Annotated in this window: 15 protein-coding genes and 2 pseudogenes; 1 reads left to right on the forward strand and 16 read right to left on the reverse strand. The window is 69.5% G+C overall.

Going from position 1 to position 18,098, the window contains the following annotated elements:
- Window positions 1-54: 54 nt before the first annotated feature.
- The 13 genes from RM788_RS45005 to RM788_RS45065 all read right to left on the reverse strand — a co-directional run bounded on the left by RM788_RS45005 (window position 55) and on the right by RM788_RS45065 (window position 15,569).
- Window positions 55-1,194, reverse strand: coding sequence for a transposase (locus tag RM788_RS45005; protein ID WP_315926821.1), 1,140 nt, complete (start codon window positions 1,192-1,194; stop codon window positions 55-57).
- Between the two features lie 303 nt (window positions 1,195-1,497).
- A complete protein-coding gene (locus RM788_RS45010) occupies window positions 1,498-2,889 on the reverse strand; it encodes an FAD-binding oxidoreductase (protein ID WP_315926822.1) in 1,392 nt (463 codons plus the stop codon).
- Window positions 2,886-3,221: an avidin-fold protein gene (locus RM788_RS45015; RefSeq protein WP_315926824.1), complete on the reverse strand. Its 336-nt coding sequence runs from the start codon at window positions 3,219-3,221 to the stop codon at window positions 2,886-2,888. The genes RM788_RS45010 and RM788_RS45015 overlap by 4 nt, the downstream gene beginning before the upstream one ends.
- The gene (locus RM788_RS45020) at window positions 3,218-3,643 is read right to left on the reverse strand and encodes a cupin domain-containing protein (protein ID WP_315926825.1); all 426 of its coding nucleotides are present in this window, start codon (window positions 3,641-3,643) and stop codon (window positions 3,218-3,220) included. The genes RM788_RS45015 and RM788_RS45020 overlap by 4 nt, the downstream gene beginning before the upstream one ends.
- Window positions 3,640-4,899 carry an ATP-grasp domain-containing protein gene (locus RM788_RS45025; protein ID WP_315926826.1) on the reverse strand — a complete coding sequence of 420 codons (1,260 nt, stop codon included), beginning with the start codon at window positions 4,897-4,899 and terminating at the stop codon, window positions 3,640-3,642. Before RM788_RS45025 ends, RM788_RS45020 begins: the two co-directional genes overlap by 4 nt.
- Window position 4,900: 1 nt before the next feature.
- Window positions 4,901-6,625: a tryptophan 2-C-methyltransferase gene (gene tsrT / locus RM788_RS45030; RefSeq protein WP_315926828.1), complete on the reverse strand. Its 1,725-nt coding sequence runs from the start codon at window positions 6,623-6,625 to the stop codon at window positions 4,901-4,903.
- 28 nt (window positions 6,626-6,653) lie between these two features.
- On the reverse strand, window positions 6,654-7,865 hold the full coding sequence (locus tag RM788_RS45035) for an acyl-CoA dehydrogenase family protein (protein ID WP_315926829.1): 1,212 nt from the start codon (window positions 7,863-7,865) through the stop codon (window positions 6,654-6,656).
- 29 nt (window positions 7,866-7,894) lie between these two features.
- Window positions 7,895-9,112 carry an acyl-CoA dehydrogenase family protein gene (locus RM788_RS45040; RefSeq protein ID WP_315926830.1) on the reverse strand — a complete coding sequence of 406 codons (1,218 nt, stop codon included), beginning with the start codon at window positions 9,110-9,112 and terminating at the stop codon, window positions 7,895-7,897.
- Between the two features lie 32 nt (window positions 9,113-9,144).
- Window positions 9,145-10,452 carry an ATP-grasp domain-containing protein gene (locus RM788_RS45045; protein ID WP_315926831.1) on the reverse strand — a complete coding sequence of 436 codons (1,308 nt, stop codon included), beginning with the start codon at window positions 10,450-10,452 and terminating at the stop codon, window positions 9,145-9,147.
- Entirely contained in the window at window positions 10,449-11,744 is a 1,296-nt protein-coding gene (locus RM788_RS45050) for an MFS transporter (RefSeq protein WP_315926832.1), read from the reverse strand. Before RM788_RS45050 ends, RM788_RS45045 begins: the two co-directional genes overlap by 4 nt.
- Window positions 11,741-12,763 carry an NAD(P)/FAD-dependent oxidoreductase gene (locus RM788_RS45055; RefSeq protein WP_315926833.1) on the reverse strand — a complete coding sequence of 341 codons (1,023 nt, stop codon included), beginning with the start codon at window positions 12,761-12,763 and terminating at the stop codon, window positions 11,741-11,743. The genes RM788_RS45050 and RM788_RS45055 overlap by 4 nt, the downstream gene beginning before the upstream one ends.
- Window positions 12,760-14,292, reverse strand: a complete 1,533-nt coding sequence (locus RM788_RS45060) for a class I tRNA ligase family protein (protein WP_315926834.1) — start codon at window positions 14,290-14,292, stop codon at window positions 12,760-12,762. The genes RM788_RS45055 and RM788_RS45060 overlap by 4 nt, the downstream gene beginning before the upstream one ends.
- Window positions 14,292-15,569: a lysine N(6)-hydroxylase/L-ornithine N(5)-oxygenase family protein gene (locus RM788_RS45065; protein ID WP_315926835.1), complete on the reverse strand. Its 1,278-nt coding sequence runs from the start codon at window positions 15,567-15,569 to the stop codon at window positions 14,292-14,294. Before RM788_RS45065 ends, RM788_RS45060 begins: the two co-directional genes overlap by 1 nt.
- 508 nt (window positions 15,570-16,077) lie before the next feature.
- Between RM788_RS45065 and RM788_RS45070 the strand changes: the two genes are divergently transcribed.
- Complete coding sequence (locus RM788_RS45070) at window positions 16,078-16,779, forward strand: response regulator (RefSeq protein ID WP_315926836.1); 702 nt, start codon at window positions 16,078-16,080, stop codon at window positions 16,777-16,779.
- Between the two features lie 210 nt (window positions 16,780-16,989).
- Here the strand turns inward: RM788_RS45070 and RM788_RS45075 are convergent, their stop codons facing one another.
- The 3 genes and pseudogenes from RM788_RS45075 to RM788_RS53235 form a co-directional block, all read right to left on the reverse strand.
- Window positions 16,990-17,307, reverse strand: a complete 318-nt coding sequence (locus tag RM788_RS45075; protein ID WP_399345278.1) for a transposase — start codon at window positions 17,305-17,307, stop codon at window positions 16,990-16,992.
- A gap of 286 nt (window positions 17,308-17,593) precedes the next feature.
- A pseudogene (locus RM788_RS53230) lies at window positions 17,594-17,878 on the reverse strand (winged helix-turn-helix domain-containing protein); the annotation flags it as partial.
- Window positions 17,877-18,050 (reverse strand): annotated as a pseudogene (locus RM788_RS53235) (helix-turn-helix domain-containing protein); the annotation flags it as partial. The pseudogenes RM788_RS53230 and RM788_RS53235, both read right to left, overlap by 2 nt.
- Between the last annotated feature and the right edge of the window lie 48 nt (window positions 18,051-18,098).

Here is an 18,098-nt window from a genome sequence, read left to right on the forward strand (position 1 = left end):
TACGACGTCCGCTCATCAGCGCAAGTCATTTTGTGTCAAAAGGCCGGTCAGTGATCAGGACTTGTCGTCGTTCCCTGCATAGCGGCATGGGGGTGGACCCGGCAGCGCGTGATCGGGTTGGTGACGACGGGAAGGGCTGCCCATGATGAGCGTCGAGATCACCCAGGGGTGCCTCCATGCCGCGTGCGGCTCGCCCCGCCCTGCTCGTGGCGCGGTCGCGCGGTTCAGGCCGCGTTGACCGCGGTGGCCGGTGTGGGGCCGTGGGTGGCGATGTCGGGGTCCCAGCTCCGGCCGGTGGTGATGACGGCGTGCGGGTGCCGCAGGATCGTCGCGGCGATGACCGCCTGAGCCTGCGTCGGGGTGAGCCGGTTGGTCTCGCGCCCGGTCAAGTGCCGATAACGAGTGGCGTAGACGGGGTTGGCGCGTTGGGCTCCCCAGACCGCACGCCATGCCGCCAGACGCAGCCTCGGGCGATCCTTGGCCGGTGAGTTTCGTGCGGCCGGTGAACGTCCCGGGGGACTTCTCCCGTGGTGCCAGACCGGCGTGTTTGACCAACGCCCACGCCGAGGCGAACCGGTTCGGGTCACTGGTCTCGGCCAGGATCGCCGCGGCCCCGAGCACCGACAAGCCGGTGATCGAGTCCACCAGCGCGGTCAGGCCGAGCTCGTCCTCGACACCGGTCATCAACGACTCGACCTCGGCCAGACTCGCGCCGGCGTGGTCCCGGTCGGCCGGCAGGAACCGCACCCGCTCCAGCGCCCCGCGGCGGTGCCCGATCACGCCGGCCGGGTCGGTCAGGGCGGCGAACAGGGCGCGGGTGATCCGCGGCGAGGGTTTGAGGCCACCTCGGCGGGCGACTTCGCGACGTATGGCCCGTTCGAACCGGTCCGCTCCCAGACGGCGAGTGCGGTCCAAGTCGTCGCCGTCGCGATAGCAGACCACGGTCAACGCCGCGAGCCAGGTACGGGACCGGAACGGCTGCTTTGCGGTATCCAACGCCGCCGGCCACACACATTCCAACAACGGCCGCATCTGCTGAACCTGACTGGTCATCGTGACGATCAACTGGTCCCGGCGGGTGCCCAGATGCCGCAGTCGCCCCCAGGTCTCGTCGACGGGTTCGGGTTCTCCGGAGGATGTGTGGCCGGCATCGCCGGATACTGGTTGGAGCAGAAGTTCGACGAAGAATGACAATCGGCGCAGCGTGTCCCACCGAAAGACCCGTGTCGCGGGGCCCGTGCGCGTCGGAGTCCATGCGACCCAGGACAGGGGGCAGCACCTGCCAACCCGTCGCGGTCTGTTCCCCTGGATGTGCGTCAGCATGCACATCCAGGGGAACAGCCCCAGGGATCCGTCGACTGGGATCCACGGGCGGCACTCGCCGCCGTGAGAGGTACGGAGGTGTTCACCGGCGTCCAGGTCCACCACGTCCTGGAGGGGCAGCCGCTGCTCGGTGACCACGGTCAGCGCGACCAGGCCGGTGCACAGGTGGCCGGCTCAGCATTCCGAGGTGATGGACTGGGCGTGGCGGAACAGGTTCTCCGGGTCGTGGCGTTGTTTCACCTCCGCGAGCCGGGGGTAGTTGGCGCCGTAGTAGGCGGTGCGCCAGTCGGGCAGTTCGGGGTCGATGAAGTTCTGGTAGGCGTGCGGCGTGGTGTGCGGCGAGAGCGCCTCGCGCAGGTCGGCGAGCCAGCGCAGGTGCGCCGCCACGGTCTCGGGTGGGTCCTCGCCGGTCCACGACGTGTCCAGGGCGAGCAGGGACACCGCGTCGCGGTGGACGAAGGCTGTGTCGGCCGGGGCGATCCGGTTGACCGCGCCACCCCAGGCGAACAGGGCCACACCCCCACCGTCCGGGTTGTGACCGCGCGGCCACTTGTCCACAAAGGATTCAATGATACCGACGGCGGCGGCGGGCAGCGGCTCGATGATGAAGTTGGTGCGCACCGCGAACGCGCCGCCCGCGGTCTCGTGCGCCAGGTAGTCCTTCGCGCCCCAGAACGTCCGGTCGGCGATGTCGACGCTCAGGGGAGTGGCGGTGGCGAGCACCGGAGCGAGCAGGTCCCGCAGTGCGGCGGCGTGGCCCTGGTACAACCCGACCACGGACACCGAGGTGGCGTCCCCGGTGGTGCTCAACCCCAACCGCGTGGCGAGTTCGTCCGGCGCGTCCAGCATGACCCGTTGCAAGGCCTCGAACACCGGCTGCGCGTGCGCGCCGTCCCACAGCAGCAGGCAGGTGGCGCCAAGGGGAGCCGGTTGGGCCTGGAACGTCATCGACACGGTGACGCCGAAATTGCCGCCGCCACCGCCCCGCGACGCCCAGTAGAGGTCGGTGTTCCGATGCTCGTCGCACTCCAGCAGCGACCCGTCCGCGGTCATGACGGCGGTGCCCACCAGTGTGTCGGCGGTGAGCCCGAGCTTGCGGGACACCGCAGCCGACCCGCCGCCGAGCGCGAGTCCCGCGACACCGACGGTGTCGCCGTTGCCCAGGGGGAACACCAGGTCGTGCGGCTGCAACGCCGCGTAGACCGCGCCGGTGCTCGCGCCACCGCCGACGGTGACCAGACCGGTCGACGGGTCGACGTCCACGGTGTCGAGAGCGCGCAGGTCCAGCACAAGACCCTGACCGGTGGAGTAACCGCCGTAGCTGTGCCCACCTCCGCGGACGACGACTCCGACGCCGGTCTCCCGCACCCAGGCCAGCGCGCTTCGCACGTCCTCGGTGTCGGTGACCGACACGACCCCGGCAGGTGTGGCGGACCACCGCTTGTTCAACGGCGCGCTGGCACCGGTGAACCCGGTGTCGGCCGGGCGCAGGACCCGGCCGGACACCGATCCCGCGAGCCCGCGCCAGTCCGCATCGGACACTGGGGGTGCGGCGAACCGGTTCACCGGACCACCTCCTCGATGTAGGAGACGCCGCTGGCGGCGTGCAGGCCGAAGCGTTCCCACTCCTCGCGCAGCCGCAGCACACCCTGCTCGGTCACCTCCGGAGTGCTGACCGAGAACCCGCAGATGATCTCCCCGCTGGCGAGCACGATCGTGTACCCCATGCGCAGCACGCCGTCGGCGGCGCGGTTGCCGGTGACGCTGCCGCGGCGCACCTCGCCGCCCTCGACCACGGCCCACACCACGTCGCCGTCCTCGTGGTAGACCGCGACCGCGCCGCTGGTGTCGCCCGGCCGCCGGAACCGCTTGCCCTCCATGTCCGCGATGCCGGTCATACCCGCTCCTCGGCCTGGACGGCGTCCTCGTCGCTGTCCGGCGTGCGGTCGCGCGCGATGAACTCGCCCGCCATGGCCCGGTCCCACCAGATCGCGTAGTAGGAGAAGTCCTCGTCGCCGTGGTTGAGCACGTGGTGCGTGGTGCCCGGCCGCATGAAGGCGATGTCACCACCGGAGATCTCGTGCTCCTGGCCGTCGCCGACCACCCGGCCCCGGCCCGCCATGACGATGAAGATCTCGTGGTCGTGGTGCGCGTGGGCCATCGACACGTCCCCCGGCCGCAGGACGCACCACGCGCCCTGGAACGGCGTCACGAGTCCGGGCCACGGGTGCAGCATCTTGAGTTCCAGGCCGTACATCCTGGCCACCCGCTCGTTCTCCAGCCGGTGGATCTGCACGGTCGCCCGCTCGACGTCGGTCATGTCGCGCTCCGCACGGTGTCGATCTGCAACTGCCCGATTGCCTTCTCGGCCAGCAGAACCGCTTCGTGGGCGGTCGGTGCGCAGGTCATCACCAGTGCCAGGCGGTCCCATGAGCTGTGCAGCTCCCGCACGGTGTCCCCGACCGACACACCCTTGGAGGAGCTGACCACGCCGGGCAACGCGCGGATCTGGTCCAGGTCGGTGATCGCGGTGATGGTGCCGGGCACGGCGTCGTTGAAGCACACCACCGCGGTCCGCGCGGCCTCGGTGGGCAGTGCGGGTACGTCGTCACCACGCATCAGGGCGAAGTACGCCCGGCCCAGGGAGAATCCGTACGCGCGCTCGAGCAGTTCGGCGATGCCGTCACCGGGCAGCCTGCCCGCGCACTCCACCAGGAAGGGCGTGTCGTCGCGGACGATCCACTCGCAGTGCACGACGCCGGTGCCGAAACCGGTGGCGCGCAGGACGTCCGTGGTCCGCTCCGCCAACAGTGCACGCAGGTCCGGTCCGATCGCAGCGGGCACGACGTGCCCGCGTTCGACCGGGTACGGTCCGGGGAACAACATCTTGTCGGTGACGTTCGCGAACAGCGGCTCGCCGTCCCGCACCAGCATCTCGACGCTGTACTCGTGACCGTGCACGTAGGTCTCCACGAGCATCCGCAGCGGCATCGGCCGGTCCGGGACGAAAATGCCTTCGTCGTGGACCACGCACACCGCCCAGGCCTCGTCGACCTCGCCGGGTTCGTGCAGCACGCGGATGCCCACGGCGGCCTGCCGGTTGGTCGGTTTCAGGATCACCGGCCCGTGGTGTTCGGCCATGAACTCCCGCACCGCGCCGGGCGAGTCGACCTCGCGGCACACCGGGTTGGCGATACCCGCCGCGCGGGTCGCCCGGCGCAGCAACGGCTTGTCGCGCAGCAGGGCCGCCGCGCCGGAGCTCGCCCCCGGGATGCCGAGGCGTTCGGCGAGGCGCGCCGCGAACGACGTCGCGTACTCCACCAGCGGGATCACCGCGGCCGCCGAGGCCAGGTCCGGCCGGGCGTTGGCGAACTCGTCCGCGGTTCCCGGTAGCTGGTACTCCCACTCCACCAGTTCGCCGACCAGCGGCGAGTCCGCGGCCGCGGCACGCACGTCCCGCTTGCGCACGATGTCGGGCTCCTCGACCAGCACGATCGAGCCGTCCGGCTGGAACTCCCGCAGCAGCGCCAACGCCGGTGGCACGTAACCCACCAGGATGATCGGTCGCTCGGTCATGTCATGCTCCGATCGGTTCGGCGGGGGTCAACGTCCCGGCGCGTCGCATGATCGCGTCACGGTCACGCCAGTGCGCCCAGAAAGCACCGGTGTAGCCCAGTGCGCCGAGCCCGATCAGGAACGGGTTGTCGGCGTAGTTGTTCTCGAACTCCCCGGAACCCGACAGCGTCGGCAGCATCACCCGGTCCGCGTCGGCCGGGTCGATCAGGTCCCAGAGCAACTGCACCGACTGGCTGCGGAGGCCGGTCGGGTCGGTCGCCGTGCCCGGCGCCTCCGTCAGGTCAGGGGAGAAGTAGCAGACCAGTCGGAAGCCGCCGTCCTCGTCGAACATGAACTGCCGCTCGTACTCGGCCATGCTCGCGCACTTGGCCAGCGGCTTGAGGATGATCGGCCCCGTCGCGGTGTTGGACTGCAACCCCGGCAGCGTGCGCACGCCGTCGCACTTCTCGGCCATCTCGACGCCGAGCGGGGTGTGCGGGAACAGCCTCAGCCCCAGCGAGAACCCGGTGACCGTGGCGTCCAGCGCCATGAACGCCCGCACGCACTCGCGCATGCTGTCCTCGGTCTCGCCGGGCATCCCGAACAGCGCCTCGACCATGGTCATCATGCCGTGCGAGTGGCACAACCGGACCAGGTTCTCGGTGTCGGCGAAGGTGTAGTAGGTGGTGCCCTTGCCGGTCACCTTCCACCCCTTGAGCATGTCGGCGCGGACGTGGTCCGTGCCGACGTTGACACCGCGGCAGCCCGCGGCGGCCAGCAACGCGGCGAACTCCTCGTCGAACGGCGCGGGCTGGCAGTACACCCACAGCCGCAGGTCGTTGAGCGGGTTGGCCGGGTCGGCGTGCCTGCGGCGGACGATCTCGCGCAGCACGTTCTTGGCGTGTGCGATGGACAGGTTGAACTCGCTGTCCGTGGTGTGCTGGTCCAGGATGCCCTGTGCCGCAAGCGATTGCATCTCATCGACCACGCCGGTCACGTCCCGGCGGCCGAACCGGCCGCCCTTGGCGGCAGGCTCGACGCAATGCGAACACTGGTACGTGCAGCCGTTCTTGGTGAGGATCCCGGCGAGGCCGCCCACCCGGTAGTAGAGCAGGTTGTCCACTTTGGAGGGATCGCCGGAGCGGCGGACGTAGGTACCCGCGGTGTCCACCTGCCACAGCCGGTCCTCCTCACGACCGGCCCGCGGTGTGTTCAGGGTGAGCGCCGCGCCGCGCGCGGCCAGTGCGGGCGGCGGCACCTTGACCACGCCCTCCGCGGTGTTGCGCAGCAGCCCGGGAACAGTGCTCGGGTCGCGCCCGGTCGCCAGCGCGTCGGCGAGGTCGCACAGGATGAACTCGCCGGGACCCTGCACGCCGAACGGGATGTCGAAGTACTCGACCAGGGCGAAGGGCATCGTGGAGAACCCGATCCCACCGCCGACGATCGGCGCCCCGGTCAGAACCTTGATCTCGGCGATGATCTCCTTGTGCTCCCCCACGAACGGGCGTTGCTCGAACGCGTACACGGTGTCGGTGTTGCGGATGGTGACGCCCACCAGCAGTGGGCGGCGCTGGGCGAAGTACCCGGTCAGGTGCGCGCGCCAATCGTCCCGGTGGAACGTGAGGTCCACGACCTCCACCTCGAAACCATTGCGCTCCAACGAGGTGGTCAGCACGTCGAGCGCGTACGGCGCGATCGGTGGGTGCACCTTGTTGGGGTTGACCAGTGTGACGAGACCTCTGCTCATCGGGATTCTCCTGGGGCAGGGGGAAGGATCAGAGGATGCCGAGGCAGATCGCGAACTCGGGCTTGCCGCCCACGAGGTGGGCGCCCGCGGACTGGTTGACACGGTCCTGCGCGGTGAGGTGCTGGCACATCGTGGTGGTATCGCGCAGCCAGCGGTTCATCGGGGAGGAGGTGTTGATCGACCAGGTCTGGAGCAGGTCGAACAGCCGGTTCACGATGGACCGTGAGGTGCGGAAGGCGTGCACCCAGGACAACGGGCACGCGGCGCGCTCGGTGGCGGTGAGGTCGTCCAGGGTCCCGCCGGCGGCCAAGACCTCCCACTGCCGGGTGAGCGCGCTGTACACGCCGCTGCGGGTGGCGTTGAAGTCGGCCTCGCACTCGGCGATGATCGTCTGCACCCGGTAGAGGTCGCGCCAGTCGGCGCCGAGCATCCGGTCGACCCTGGACCCGACGACCTCGCGGGCGTGGTCGAGCGCGGCGCGGGCGACGCCGAGCGGGACCCCGCTCATGGTGCGGGTGAACGCGTCCGGCTGGGCCAGCGGGCTCGGCACCCCGCGCACCTCGTTGAACACCAAAGAACGTCCGTCGGGGACGAACACGTCGGTGATCTTGTAGTCGCAGCTCCCGCTGCCGCGCAGGCCGAGGGTGTCCCAGTTGTCGATGATCTCGACCTGCTCGCTCGGGACCATGAACTGGCGGGACTCGTGCGGGTTGCTGCCGTCGGGGCTGGCGTAGGGCTCGCCGTCCTGGAAGACGAACGCGCCGGACATGACCCAGTCGCAATGGGTGATGCCGCTGCCGAACGACCACCGGCCGGTGAGCCGATACCCGCCGGGGACCCGCTCGGCCCGCCCCGAAGGTTGCAGCAACCCCGCCGTGATCGTGTCCAGGCTCGGGAACATGTCCAGGCTGACGTCCGGGGCGAGGAAGTTCTGGTAGATCCCGGTGTTCGAGCCGATCATGGCGCACCACGCGGCCGACGCGTCGCCGTAAGCCAGCGCCTCGACCACCTCGAGCTGCTCGATCGTGCTCAGGCCGGGGCCACCGCGCTCCGGACCGAAGCACATGCGGAACACGCCGGTCTTGCGCAACAGGTCCACCACGTCGGCGGGAAGCCTGCGGGCCCGCTCGATGTCGTCGCCCCGCTCGCGCAGGACCGGCGCGAGCGCACGGGCGCGGGCGAGGATCTCGGCGGCGGTGCCCGGCGCGTCCTGCGCCGCCGCCATCTGGGTCATGGTCATGCTTCGCTCCTGTGTGGATGGTGGCGGACTCAGCCGGTGATGCCGAGGCAGATACCGAACTCGGGGCGCCCGCCGACGAGGTGCGCGCCCGCTGACTGGACGATCCGGTCCTGGGCGACCAAGTGCTGGCACATCGTGGTGATGTCGCGCAGCCAGCGGTTCATCGGGGAGGAGGTGTTGATCGACCAGGTCTGGAGCAGGTCGAACAGCCGGTTCACGATGGAGCGGGCGGTGCGGTAGGTGTGCAACCACGCCATGGGAACCGCGGCGCGCTCAGTGGCTGTGAGGTCGTCGAGCGTGCCGCCGTCAGCCAGCACCGTCCACTCGCGGGTCATGGCCGCGTAGGCGCCGCTGCGGGTGGCGTTGAAGTCGGCTTCGCACTCGGCGATGATCGTCTGCACCCGGTAGAGGTCGCGCCAGTCGGCGCCGAGCATCCGGTCGACCCTGGACCCGACGACCTCGCGGGCGTGGTCGAGTGCGGCCCGCGCGAGACCCAGGGGCACGCCGGTGATGCTGCGCATGAACGCTTCCGGGGTGGCGAGCGGACTCACCGTCCCGCGCACCACGTCGAAGGTGAGGGAGTGCTCGTCGGGGACGAACACGTCGGTGATCTTGTAGTCGCAGCTCCCGCTGCCGCGCAGGCCGAGGGTGTCCCAGTTGTCGATGATCTCGACCTGCTCGCTCGGGACCATGAACTGGCGGGACTCGTGCGGGTTGCTGCCGTCGGGGCTGGCGTAGGGCTCGCCGTCCTGGAAGACGAACGCGCCGGACATGACCCAGTCGCAATGGGTGATGCCGCTGCCGAACGACCACCGGCCGGTGAGCCGATACCCACCCGGTACGCGATCCGCCCGGCCCGACGGCTGCAGTAGTCCCGCCGTGATCGTGTCCAGGCTCGGGAACATCTCGCGAGCCACCCTGGGATCGAGGAAGTTGGCGAAGATCCCGGTGTTCGAGCCGATCATGGCGCACCATGCGGCGGAGGCGTCGCCATGCGCCAAGGCTTCGATCACCTCGGTCTGCTCCATGGAGGTCAGGCCGGGCCCACCCCGGTCGGGCCCGAAGGACATCCGGAACACACCGGTGCCGCGCAACAGGTCCACCACGTCGGCGGGCAGTCGCCGGCTCTGCTCGATCTCCTCTGCCCGCTCTCGTAGCACCGGTGCGAGCGCGTGGGCGCGGGCGAGCACCTCCGCAGCGGACCGCGGCGGCTCCTGACGGGTATCGGCCGTGTGGGTCATGGTCATGGCTGAACTCCTCGCAACTCCGGTCGATCCGGTCAGGTGTCGTGGTCGAGCAAGCCGGCCGGCATGGCGAACGGCGCGTCCGCCTCGGGCGGCCCTACCGACTCGGTGTCCAGTTCCACCAGCGCCGCCGCGGCGTCCAGCCGGGCCGCGCACTCGGTGGTGTCCGCGCCCTCGCACACCACGAACGAGTGCCGCGCCAGGTAGCCGCCGGGTGGCAGCCGCAAGGTGGTGCCCGGCTCGGCCATCGGCGCGGCCGCGACGAGGCCGGGGGCGTGTTCCGGCACGCGCACCGCGCGCAGCAGGCAGTCCCGCTCCGGGATGCCGAACCGGATCCCCGCCACGGTCCGCTTGGCCGGGGTGACGTCGGGCCGACGTCCGGTCGAGACGTCGAACAGCACCTCACCCGGTTCGATCCCGGTCGCGGTGCGGCCGAGCAGCGGGATCAGGTCGCCGCCGAGCCTGCCGTTGACCTCGATGATCAGCGGCCCACGGTCGGTCAGCCGGACTTCGCTGTGCGTGATCCCGTCCTCAATACCGAGCACCTCGTGCGCCCTGGCCAGCGCCGCCATCAGCCCGTGGTCGGCCAGCAGCGGGTCGGCCGCGTCCACGACGTGCCCGGTCTCCTCGAAGTACGGGTGGTCGCCGCTGTGCTTGCGGGCGACGAACATCGGCAGGTACTCGCCCTTGTGCAGGGCGCCGTCGATGCTGATCTCGGGGCCGGGCGCGAACTCCTCAACGATCACCGAGGCCCGGTACGGGCCGGGGTCCACCAGGCTTGCCGCGTACGCGATCCGGTACGCCCCGGCCAGTTCGGCCGCGTCCTCGGCGAACACCACGCCGATGCTCGCCCCCATCGCCCGCGGCTTCACCACCACCGGGTAGCCGATCCGCTCGGCCTCGGTCAGCGCTTCGTCGACACCGGTGACCAGCGCGAACCCCGGCTGGTGCAACCCGGCTGCGGTTAGCTCGGCGCGGGTGCGCTCCTTGTCCCGGCAGCCCCGCACGCCGTCGGCGGACAAGCCCGGCACGCCGAATTCGGCGGCGAGCAGCCCGGCGTCGAGCACAAGCGGCTCGTCCCAGCACATCATCGCGACGACGTTGCGTCGGTCGGCCACCTCCTGGGCGGCTGCGTTCAGGGTGCCGGTGTCGAACACATTCGCCACGACGATCTCGTCGAAGTACTCGCGCTGCCAGGTCGGCACCAGGTTGTTGATCAGGACCATGTCCAGCCCGACGGCCGTGGCGCGCCGCCGGATGGGCGCGACCAGGTACTCCCGGTAGACCTTCAAACCGCTGCCGATCACCAGCAGCACGTCGTTGCGGTTCTCGTGACCGCTCATGCGACGCCTCTCACGGTTTCGGTCTCCGCGTGACCGGTGACGGCCACGGCCGGCGATTCGGGTTCCACCGCGGTGCGCCGCAGACCGATCATGGCGAGTAGCCCAGCGACCACGTTGAGCGCGCTGGCAAGCAGCCAGAATCCGCTGTGCAGCCAGGTCCACGCGAACACACCGAACACGGGACCAACGGCGAGGGCGAACCCGGACGCGACGTCCATCGTGCTGATGTAGCGGGCCTTCACCGGGCCGGGGAAGGTTGCCGGGTGGGCGTACATGCTCGGTCCCGCCATCATCAGGCCGGTCACGTACAACACGGCGCCGGCGATCACGAAAGCGGGCGAGTGCCCGGTCAACGCGTAGACCGCGAACCCCATCGAGATCACCAGGTGCCCGAGCAACCCCGCGACGTGTGTCGGCAACCGCACGATGTAGGTGGTGAGCTTGAGCTCGCAGGTGATCAGGATGACCGACGACAGCGCGAGCACGATGCTGTAGAGGCCGGTCGGGTAGCCGTCGGCGTGGATCTGCAGCGGCAGCGTGATGTTGGACTGCACGTACAGCAGGCTGCCGATCATGATGGAGCCGAGGAAGCACAGGAACCTGCGGTCGCGCAACAGCACGCCATAAGCCTGCCGTGGCCCGATCAGGGTCGCGGGCTCCTCCGGTTCGTCGCCGTCCCGTCGCGCGGTGGCCTTCGGCAGCGTCTTGAACGCCAGCAGGGCATAGCCGGCGGCCGTAGCCGCGTCGAGCCAGAACAACAGGTCCCAGCTGATGAGGATGAGGCCTGCCGCGATCAGCGGAGCCAGTGCCGCACCGACGTTCAGCGCGGTGCGCACCATCGAGAAGCCCATCGTGCGGAACTTCTCCGGCATCAGTTCGCTCAGCAGCACTGATGCCGCAGGCCGGTAGGTCTGGGTGGCGAGGCCCGCCAGCGCGACCACCGCCAGCAGCAGCACCAAGGCGTCGGCGCGGGCCGCTAATGGGATCATTGCCACCGTCGGAGCGGACAGCGTCATCGCGGCGACGATCGTGCCGCGCGGGCCGAGCCGTCCGGACAGCTCACCTCCGAGGGCCGAGCCGAAGATCGACCCGACGCTGTACGCGACCAGGCACAGCCCGGCCGTCGTCACGGAGCTGCCCCGGAACGTCAGGTACAGCACCAAGAACGTTTGCACGAACGCTCCGAGCTGGTTGATCAGCATCCCGCCGAGCAGGTACCGGACCGGTCCTGGGGTCGCCCGCAGCGCGGCCACCACCCCGATCCGGGTGTCGTCCGCCGTGTCGCCGCTCATGCCGCCTCCTCCATTTCCCGCACGAACTCCTCCGCCGCGAGCGGCGCGGTGCCGAAACCGCTACCGCCGGACGCGGCACGTGACCACAGCGAGCGCCCCGACCGTTGCAGCAGCGCGTCCTCCCTGCCGGACGCGTAGTGGCACCGCCGCACGGTGACCACCCGATACCTGTCCACATCGGACACGACTCCGGCGGCGAGCAGGGTGCGAACCGAGTCGTCTTCAGGACCATGGGGGTCGATCCGGTCCACCTCGCGGCAGACCAGGTCCGAACTGATCTTCAGCAGCCCACCGCCGCCGGGCGGCAGCAGCCAACCGCGCCCGCCGGTGCCCAGCCCGCCCGCCGCGGGCGCACCCGCCCACAACGGCACGAGATCGGCCGGTGGTCGCAGGTACAGCACTGTCTGACGGTGCAGCACCACCGGCACACCCAGCAGCTCCGCCGTCCACGCGCCCGCCGCGAGCAGCACGGCGTCGGCGTCCACACCGATTCGTCCGCTGTGGACATCGCTCGCGCTGACCGGGCGGTGCGGACGAAGCGTGACCCCCGGCCGACATGCCAGCCAGTGTGCGGCGGCCCGCAAAACGCGTTCCGCCAGCAACACCCCGGCTTCGGCTTCCTGCACGGCGACCGCGCCGTCCGGGATGCCGAGGTGGGTGACCTTGCCCGGTTCCACCGCGACCAACGGCAACCCGGCCGCGGCGGCGTCGGCGAACACCTCGTCGACGCGCGGCCGCGGCCAGGCGCTGAGCACCCCGACCCTGCGGTAGAAATGTTCGCCGAACACCTCCTCCAGCTCCAGCCAGCGGTGGTGCGCGGCGATGCGCCGCCGGGTGCCCGCCGAATCACCCGGCGTGAGGGTGCGAAGCACCCGGCCGTGGTCGAACGAACCTGCCAGCGGATCCGGGATCTCGCCCTGTTCCACCACGGTCACCCGGTGTCCCGCCCGCACACACGCGACTGCGGCCAGCAATCCGGTGACGCCCGCGCCCACGACCACCACGCGCCGGGCGCTCACCGGGTCATGCCGATCAACCGGGGCAGCGGTCGCGGTGTGACCTTGGTGGCCACCGGTCGGGCCGGGATCCTGGTGTCCGGCAACGCCTCGGCGGCGAGATCGATGAGAATTGGCGACGCGCACCGGAGGAACACCTCGACCTCGTGGCAGAAGTCGCCCGCGTCCCGGGCGGTCACCGCCCAGCGGTCGAGCCTGCTCAACTGTTCGGTGAGCGTGAACGCCACCGACGTGGTGCTGAACCTGCGGGTTCCGTAGTGCGCGGCGAACCGCTCGACGATCCGCGCTGCGGACGCGCGGGACCGCGCGGACACCGGCAGCACGCCCTGCTCCACCCACTGCTCGACCTTGGCCGCGACCCGGTTCCACGGCCGCACCAACCGCCACTCGGTGACCCTGGCGAGGGCCTCGCGGGTGAAGTTGGTGCGCTGGAACTCCGGGCTGGTCGCGGCCAGGTAGAACCGGATGAGGTCACGCGACGCGATGTCGGCGAGCTCCCGCGCGGTCAGCAGGTGCCCGCGGCTGGTGGAGAACTTGTCGTGGTCGAGTTCGTAGAACTCGTTGGTGATGAACTGGTCGGGCAGCACGTGTTCGCCCAGCGCCAGCAGCATCGCCACCCCCACCACCGCGAACGCCGAACTCGCGTCGGAGCCGAGGAAGTAGACGACCTTGGTGTCCTCGCCGCGCCGCCACAGCTCGTGACCGTCGGTCCCGCCACGACCTTCGACGCACAGCGCGGTGCAGTGCACGCTCCACGCCACGGTCTCCGCATCGGAGTAGATGACCTGACCCGGAACCTCGGCGAACGGCGCCGGGATGCCCCACGAGATCGGCAGCGTCACCGGGTAGTCCGGCAGCGGGCGGGCCAGCATCTCGTCGACCACCTGGGCCATTCGCGGCCGCATTGTCGCGCTCTGCCGGGCGAAGTACTCGACCAGCTCGGCGCGGTGCTCCTCCAGAGGCAGCACGAGGACCTCGCACTCGCGCAGCTCCAGCGGGTCATCCGGCAGGAGGGTGGACCGCGGCTCGATCAGCTCACCGGAGGCGACCCAGTGCCCGCAGTTCTCGCACAGACCCGCGCAGCCCTCCGCCAGGCAGAACGGGCACCCCCCGCGCACGTAGGCGTCGGTGAGGTACTCGCAGGTGCGGGGCGAATACGGGAACAGCACCGGACGCAGCCGCAGGCCACCCTTCGCGTGCAACCGCCGGAAGAACTCTGTCGCGGTGTGCAGGTAGCGCTCGTCGAACCGCACGAAACCGTCGGCCTCGATGCCCATGGACACCAGCGTCTTCTCGACCTGGTCGGCCGCGCCAGCGCGCAGGTCCTCCGGTCGCACGCCCAGGCGCCGCGCCGTGGTGACGATGTAGTTCTGCGTCGCGTGGATGCCGGTGCCGAACAACACGTCCCGCCCGGTGGCCCTGGCGTAGCGGACGCAGATGTCCGCGGCCAGGAACGGTCCGGCCAGGTGGCCTAGGTGCAGGTCGCCGTTGGCGGTGGGCCCCGGCGCGATGACCACCATGCGCTCGTCCATCACGGGGTTCGCGCTTCAGCGGAGCGGCGCGCGAGCAGGTCGTCGAGGATGTCGCTGGAACGCTGGGCGAGGACGCTGATCAGCGAGTCCGCGATGCCGTGCGTCCGCTCGTTGACGCCCTGCAGGTACAGCGCGCCCCACGCGGATTCGCCGATGTCCACGCGGTAGTTGCGCGATACGGCGACGTCGGTGAGGCCGAGCTTGGCGGAGAGGTCCCGCACCAGCCACGGCATCCGCGAGTCGTAGCCGGTGCCGAGGAGCACGACGTCGCAGCCCAACTGCTCGATCTTGCCGCTGGTACGGTCGCGCAGGTCCAGCACGACCTCGTCGCCGTCCATCCGCGCGGCCGCCACCTCGGTCATCGGGCGCATGGTGGACCGCTTGGGGCCCACCATGTCCTGGCGGTAGAGCATCGAGTAGATCTCGTCGAGGAACGGCGGTGCGACGGCCGCGTAGTTGGTGGGCCGCATTTCGTCCAGTATCTTCCCGCGCTGCTCAGCCGGGGTCTGGTAGAACTCGTCGACGAACGAGGGGAAGAACAGCTCGTTGACGAACTTGCTGGTCTGGTAGTTCTGCAGCCCGACGGAGCGGACCACCATCGTGACCTCGCTCAGCGGCAGGATCTCGGTCACCGCGACGAACATTTCCGCGGCGCTCTGCGCGCCACCGAGCACCACGACCCGCAGCGGCCGGTCGGTGGGCAGCTGCCCGATGCGGCTGCGGAACTGCGTGGAGTGGATGAGGCGGTCAATCGGCAACCCTGCGAGGGTGTCCGGTACATGCGCCTCCCTGCCGCCGCCGACCACGAGGTCGCGGCAACGGATGGTGTCGCCGTCGGCGAGCGAAACCGTCCAGCCGGTCACCGAACCTTCGGCGTCCCGTGTTGGGGTGATGTGAGAGGCCCTTGCGCCGTAACGGATGTCCACCTGTTCGAGGGACTTCGCCACCCACTGCAGGTAGTCCGAGAGCTCCCACCGGTAGGGGTGGAACGTGCCGAGGTTGACGAACTTGTCGAGCCTGCCCTGCTCGTGCAGGAAGCTGAGGAACGAGAACTTGCTGCGCGGGTTGCGCAAAGTCACCAGGTCCTTGAGGAACGAGACCTGGCTGCGCGCCCACGGCATGAGCAGGTTGCGCTGCCATTGCACGTCCGGGTGCTGTTCCAGCAGCAGCGTGCTCTGTGCGAGCTCCGGCGAACTGGATTCCTCAATGGCGACCGCGAGAGCCAGGTTGGCCGGGCCGGCCCCGATGGTAAGGACGGAAACGTCTTGGTCGGTCACACCTTCACCTCTGGTGTCGTGATCAGGTTCACGAGTACGACGCCGGATCCGAGCACTGGCGACGCGGCTGCCGGGTGGGCTTCGCCTGGGTGAAGGTCCCCGGTGCCAAGTGACGCTAGGTTCGGTGGATTCCCGTTGGTAAGGGGATCGCTTCCCGTGGTGCCGGGAAATCATTCCCTGGCAACGGGGAATGCGGGCCGCATCGGGTATTCCCTTGTGGCCCATGGTGTTTTCAAATCCCAGGAAGGCCGTAGTGACCGGCTGTCACCCTGCACCGGTGTGCGGTGACCAAGTGGCACCATCGTTTTGTCCACGTTGCCCCGAATGCCGGGGTGCTTGTTTTCTCACCCGAATGGCGCGAAATGTCGTACGTTCCCTCCGCGATAGAGGCAAAGGGTGAGTTACGAAAACTCGGGGAGTGATCTTGACGACAAGGCATGAGCCGGTGGGCAGGCGACGGTTCGCAACGACGTCGCGAACCAGAAGACCGCCAGCCGCCCTGGAGCCCGTGGCGCGCGTACCCGAGCAGGGCTGTGGCGCGGTCCGGCTGTCGGTGATGCTCGCCGACATCCACCCGGCGGTGCGACACGGCGTCCGGTTCGTGTTGGAGAGCGAGGGTATCGACGTCGTCAGCGAGGCCGCGACCGCGGATGAGGTGCTGGCGGAGGTCGTGCGGCACCAGCCGGATGTGCTGATGGTGGACTACGAATTCGACGGCAACGACGGGGTCTGGATCATCGGGCAGGTGCTGCGCCTGGTGCCCGGCACCGGTGTGCTGGTCTTCAGCGCCGCCGAAGACGACACCGCGATCACCACTGCCTTCACGAACGGCGCGCGCGGCTACCTGACCAAGAACGCGCACCCGGATCAGATCCTGCGCGGCATCCGTGCGGTCGCCGCGGGTGAGGCGATCGTCAGCAAGGCCATCGCGGGACGACTGGGCGCGCTGCTCCGTTTGGCGTCCGGCCAAACGTACCCATTTCCCCAGTTGAGCGTACGAGAGCGGGAGGTGTTGGAGTGCCTAGCGGCGGGAATGACGAACGGGGCGATCGCTCGCGAACTCAGGTTGGCGCCCAAGACCATCAGCAACCGGGTCTCCGGCATCTTCGGTAAACTGAGTGTGGCGGACCGGATGCAAGCCATCGTCATGGCCCGCGACGCTGGCCTCGGTCAACGAGAGCGGTCGTACCCCGACATCATCTGTCCATAATGGGCGAATTCTTCAGGGGTGCTGGTTCGGTGGGTTCCGGGTTGCCGAAGCCGATCTTCCGGATGCCCTCCGCAGCCCGGAAGTTGTTTGTGACCAGGGCGAGTAGAGAAGCGAAACAACTTGCGCGCTACGGCGTCCACCTTGTCACACTGCTCCGCATAGTCGGGGATGCCCTATCGACCTTTCGGGGGAGGGTCCGGGAGACGGTGTTCAGGGCGGGACGAGGCCGGTGGCGGCGAGTAACCCGTCGGCGAGGATAGGCCGGTATCGCATGCTTGTGAGTCGGTTACGGGTGATGCGGGTCAGGTCGTCGATGGTGCTGGCGGCGAGGTTGGCCATGCCGCGTTTCATGCTCGACCACATGTTCTCCGTCGGGTTCAACTCCGGGGCATAACCGGGTAGTCGGTAGACGCGTAACCACGGCCGGGCGGCGATCAGCGCACGCATCCTGGCGGACCTGTGTGCGGGCAGGCCGTCCCGGACGAGCACGATCGGTCCGCCCAGCTGTTGGTGGGCGTTGTCGAGCAGGCGGCGAAGTGGACCTCACCAAAGCCTCTGGGCTCACTTTGGCGTCCTCTGTGGACCACAACCTGGTATAGCAGTCGGCTGCGTTCCCCTGAGCGGTAGGCGGCGCCCGGCGATGGACAGCGTGTGGCCGCCGCGCCCGGCGACGCTCACGACGGGGGTCGTACCCCGCGGGCCCAGGTACGGGCCCTGGCCGGTCCCGGCGTGATGCCGGGCTCGTCGGTGAAGCAGATCCACGCGCCCAGCCTGCGCGCGACCCTTTTACCGCCAGCCATTGATGTCGCCGCCAATGCCCGATGGCGTGTTCATCGCGTGCGACGGCGCGGGCGACGGGCTGTTGCGGGGTGAACCCGGCTCGGTGCAGCACCTGCCACACGGTGATGATCCCCACCGTGATGTGGAACATCCGGCCGATCAGCGTCCGCACCCGCGCCAGGGCCCGCCGCTGATCCTCGGCCCACCCGGCTGTCGCTGGACCGTCCTGCAACACCGCCACCAACTGTTGCGCCTGGGTCTTCGACAACCGACTGTCCGGACCCGGTGCACCCCCTCGACGCCACTGCCTGCTCGCCACCGGCCGTCCAGGCCCGCCGCCACGTGTACGCCGATGTCGTGGAGACCTCCAACGCGGTGGCGACCTGCACCGCGCTCATCCCCTCGGCGAAAATTACGGCCGCCTGCCTGCGTATCTGCTCGCGACGGGCCAGGCCCTGCGGGCCGACCCCACTACCATCGCCATATCGCATACCCGATCAACAGCGAAACGTGGACCAGCGATGATCACCCAAACCGGT

The sequence above is a fragment of the Umezawaea sp. Da 62-37 genome (assembly GCF_032460545.1).
In the GTDB taxonomy this organism is placed as follows: domain Bacteria; phylum Actinomycetota; class Actinomycetes; order Mycobacteriales; family Pseudonocardiaceae; genus Umezawaea.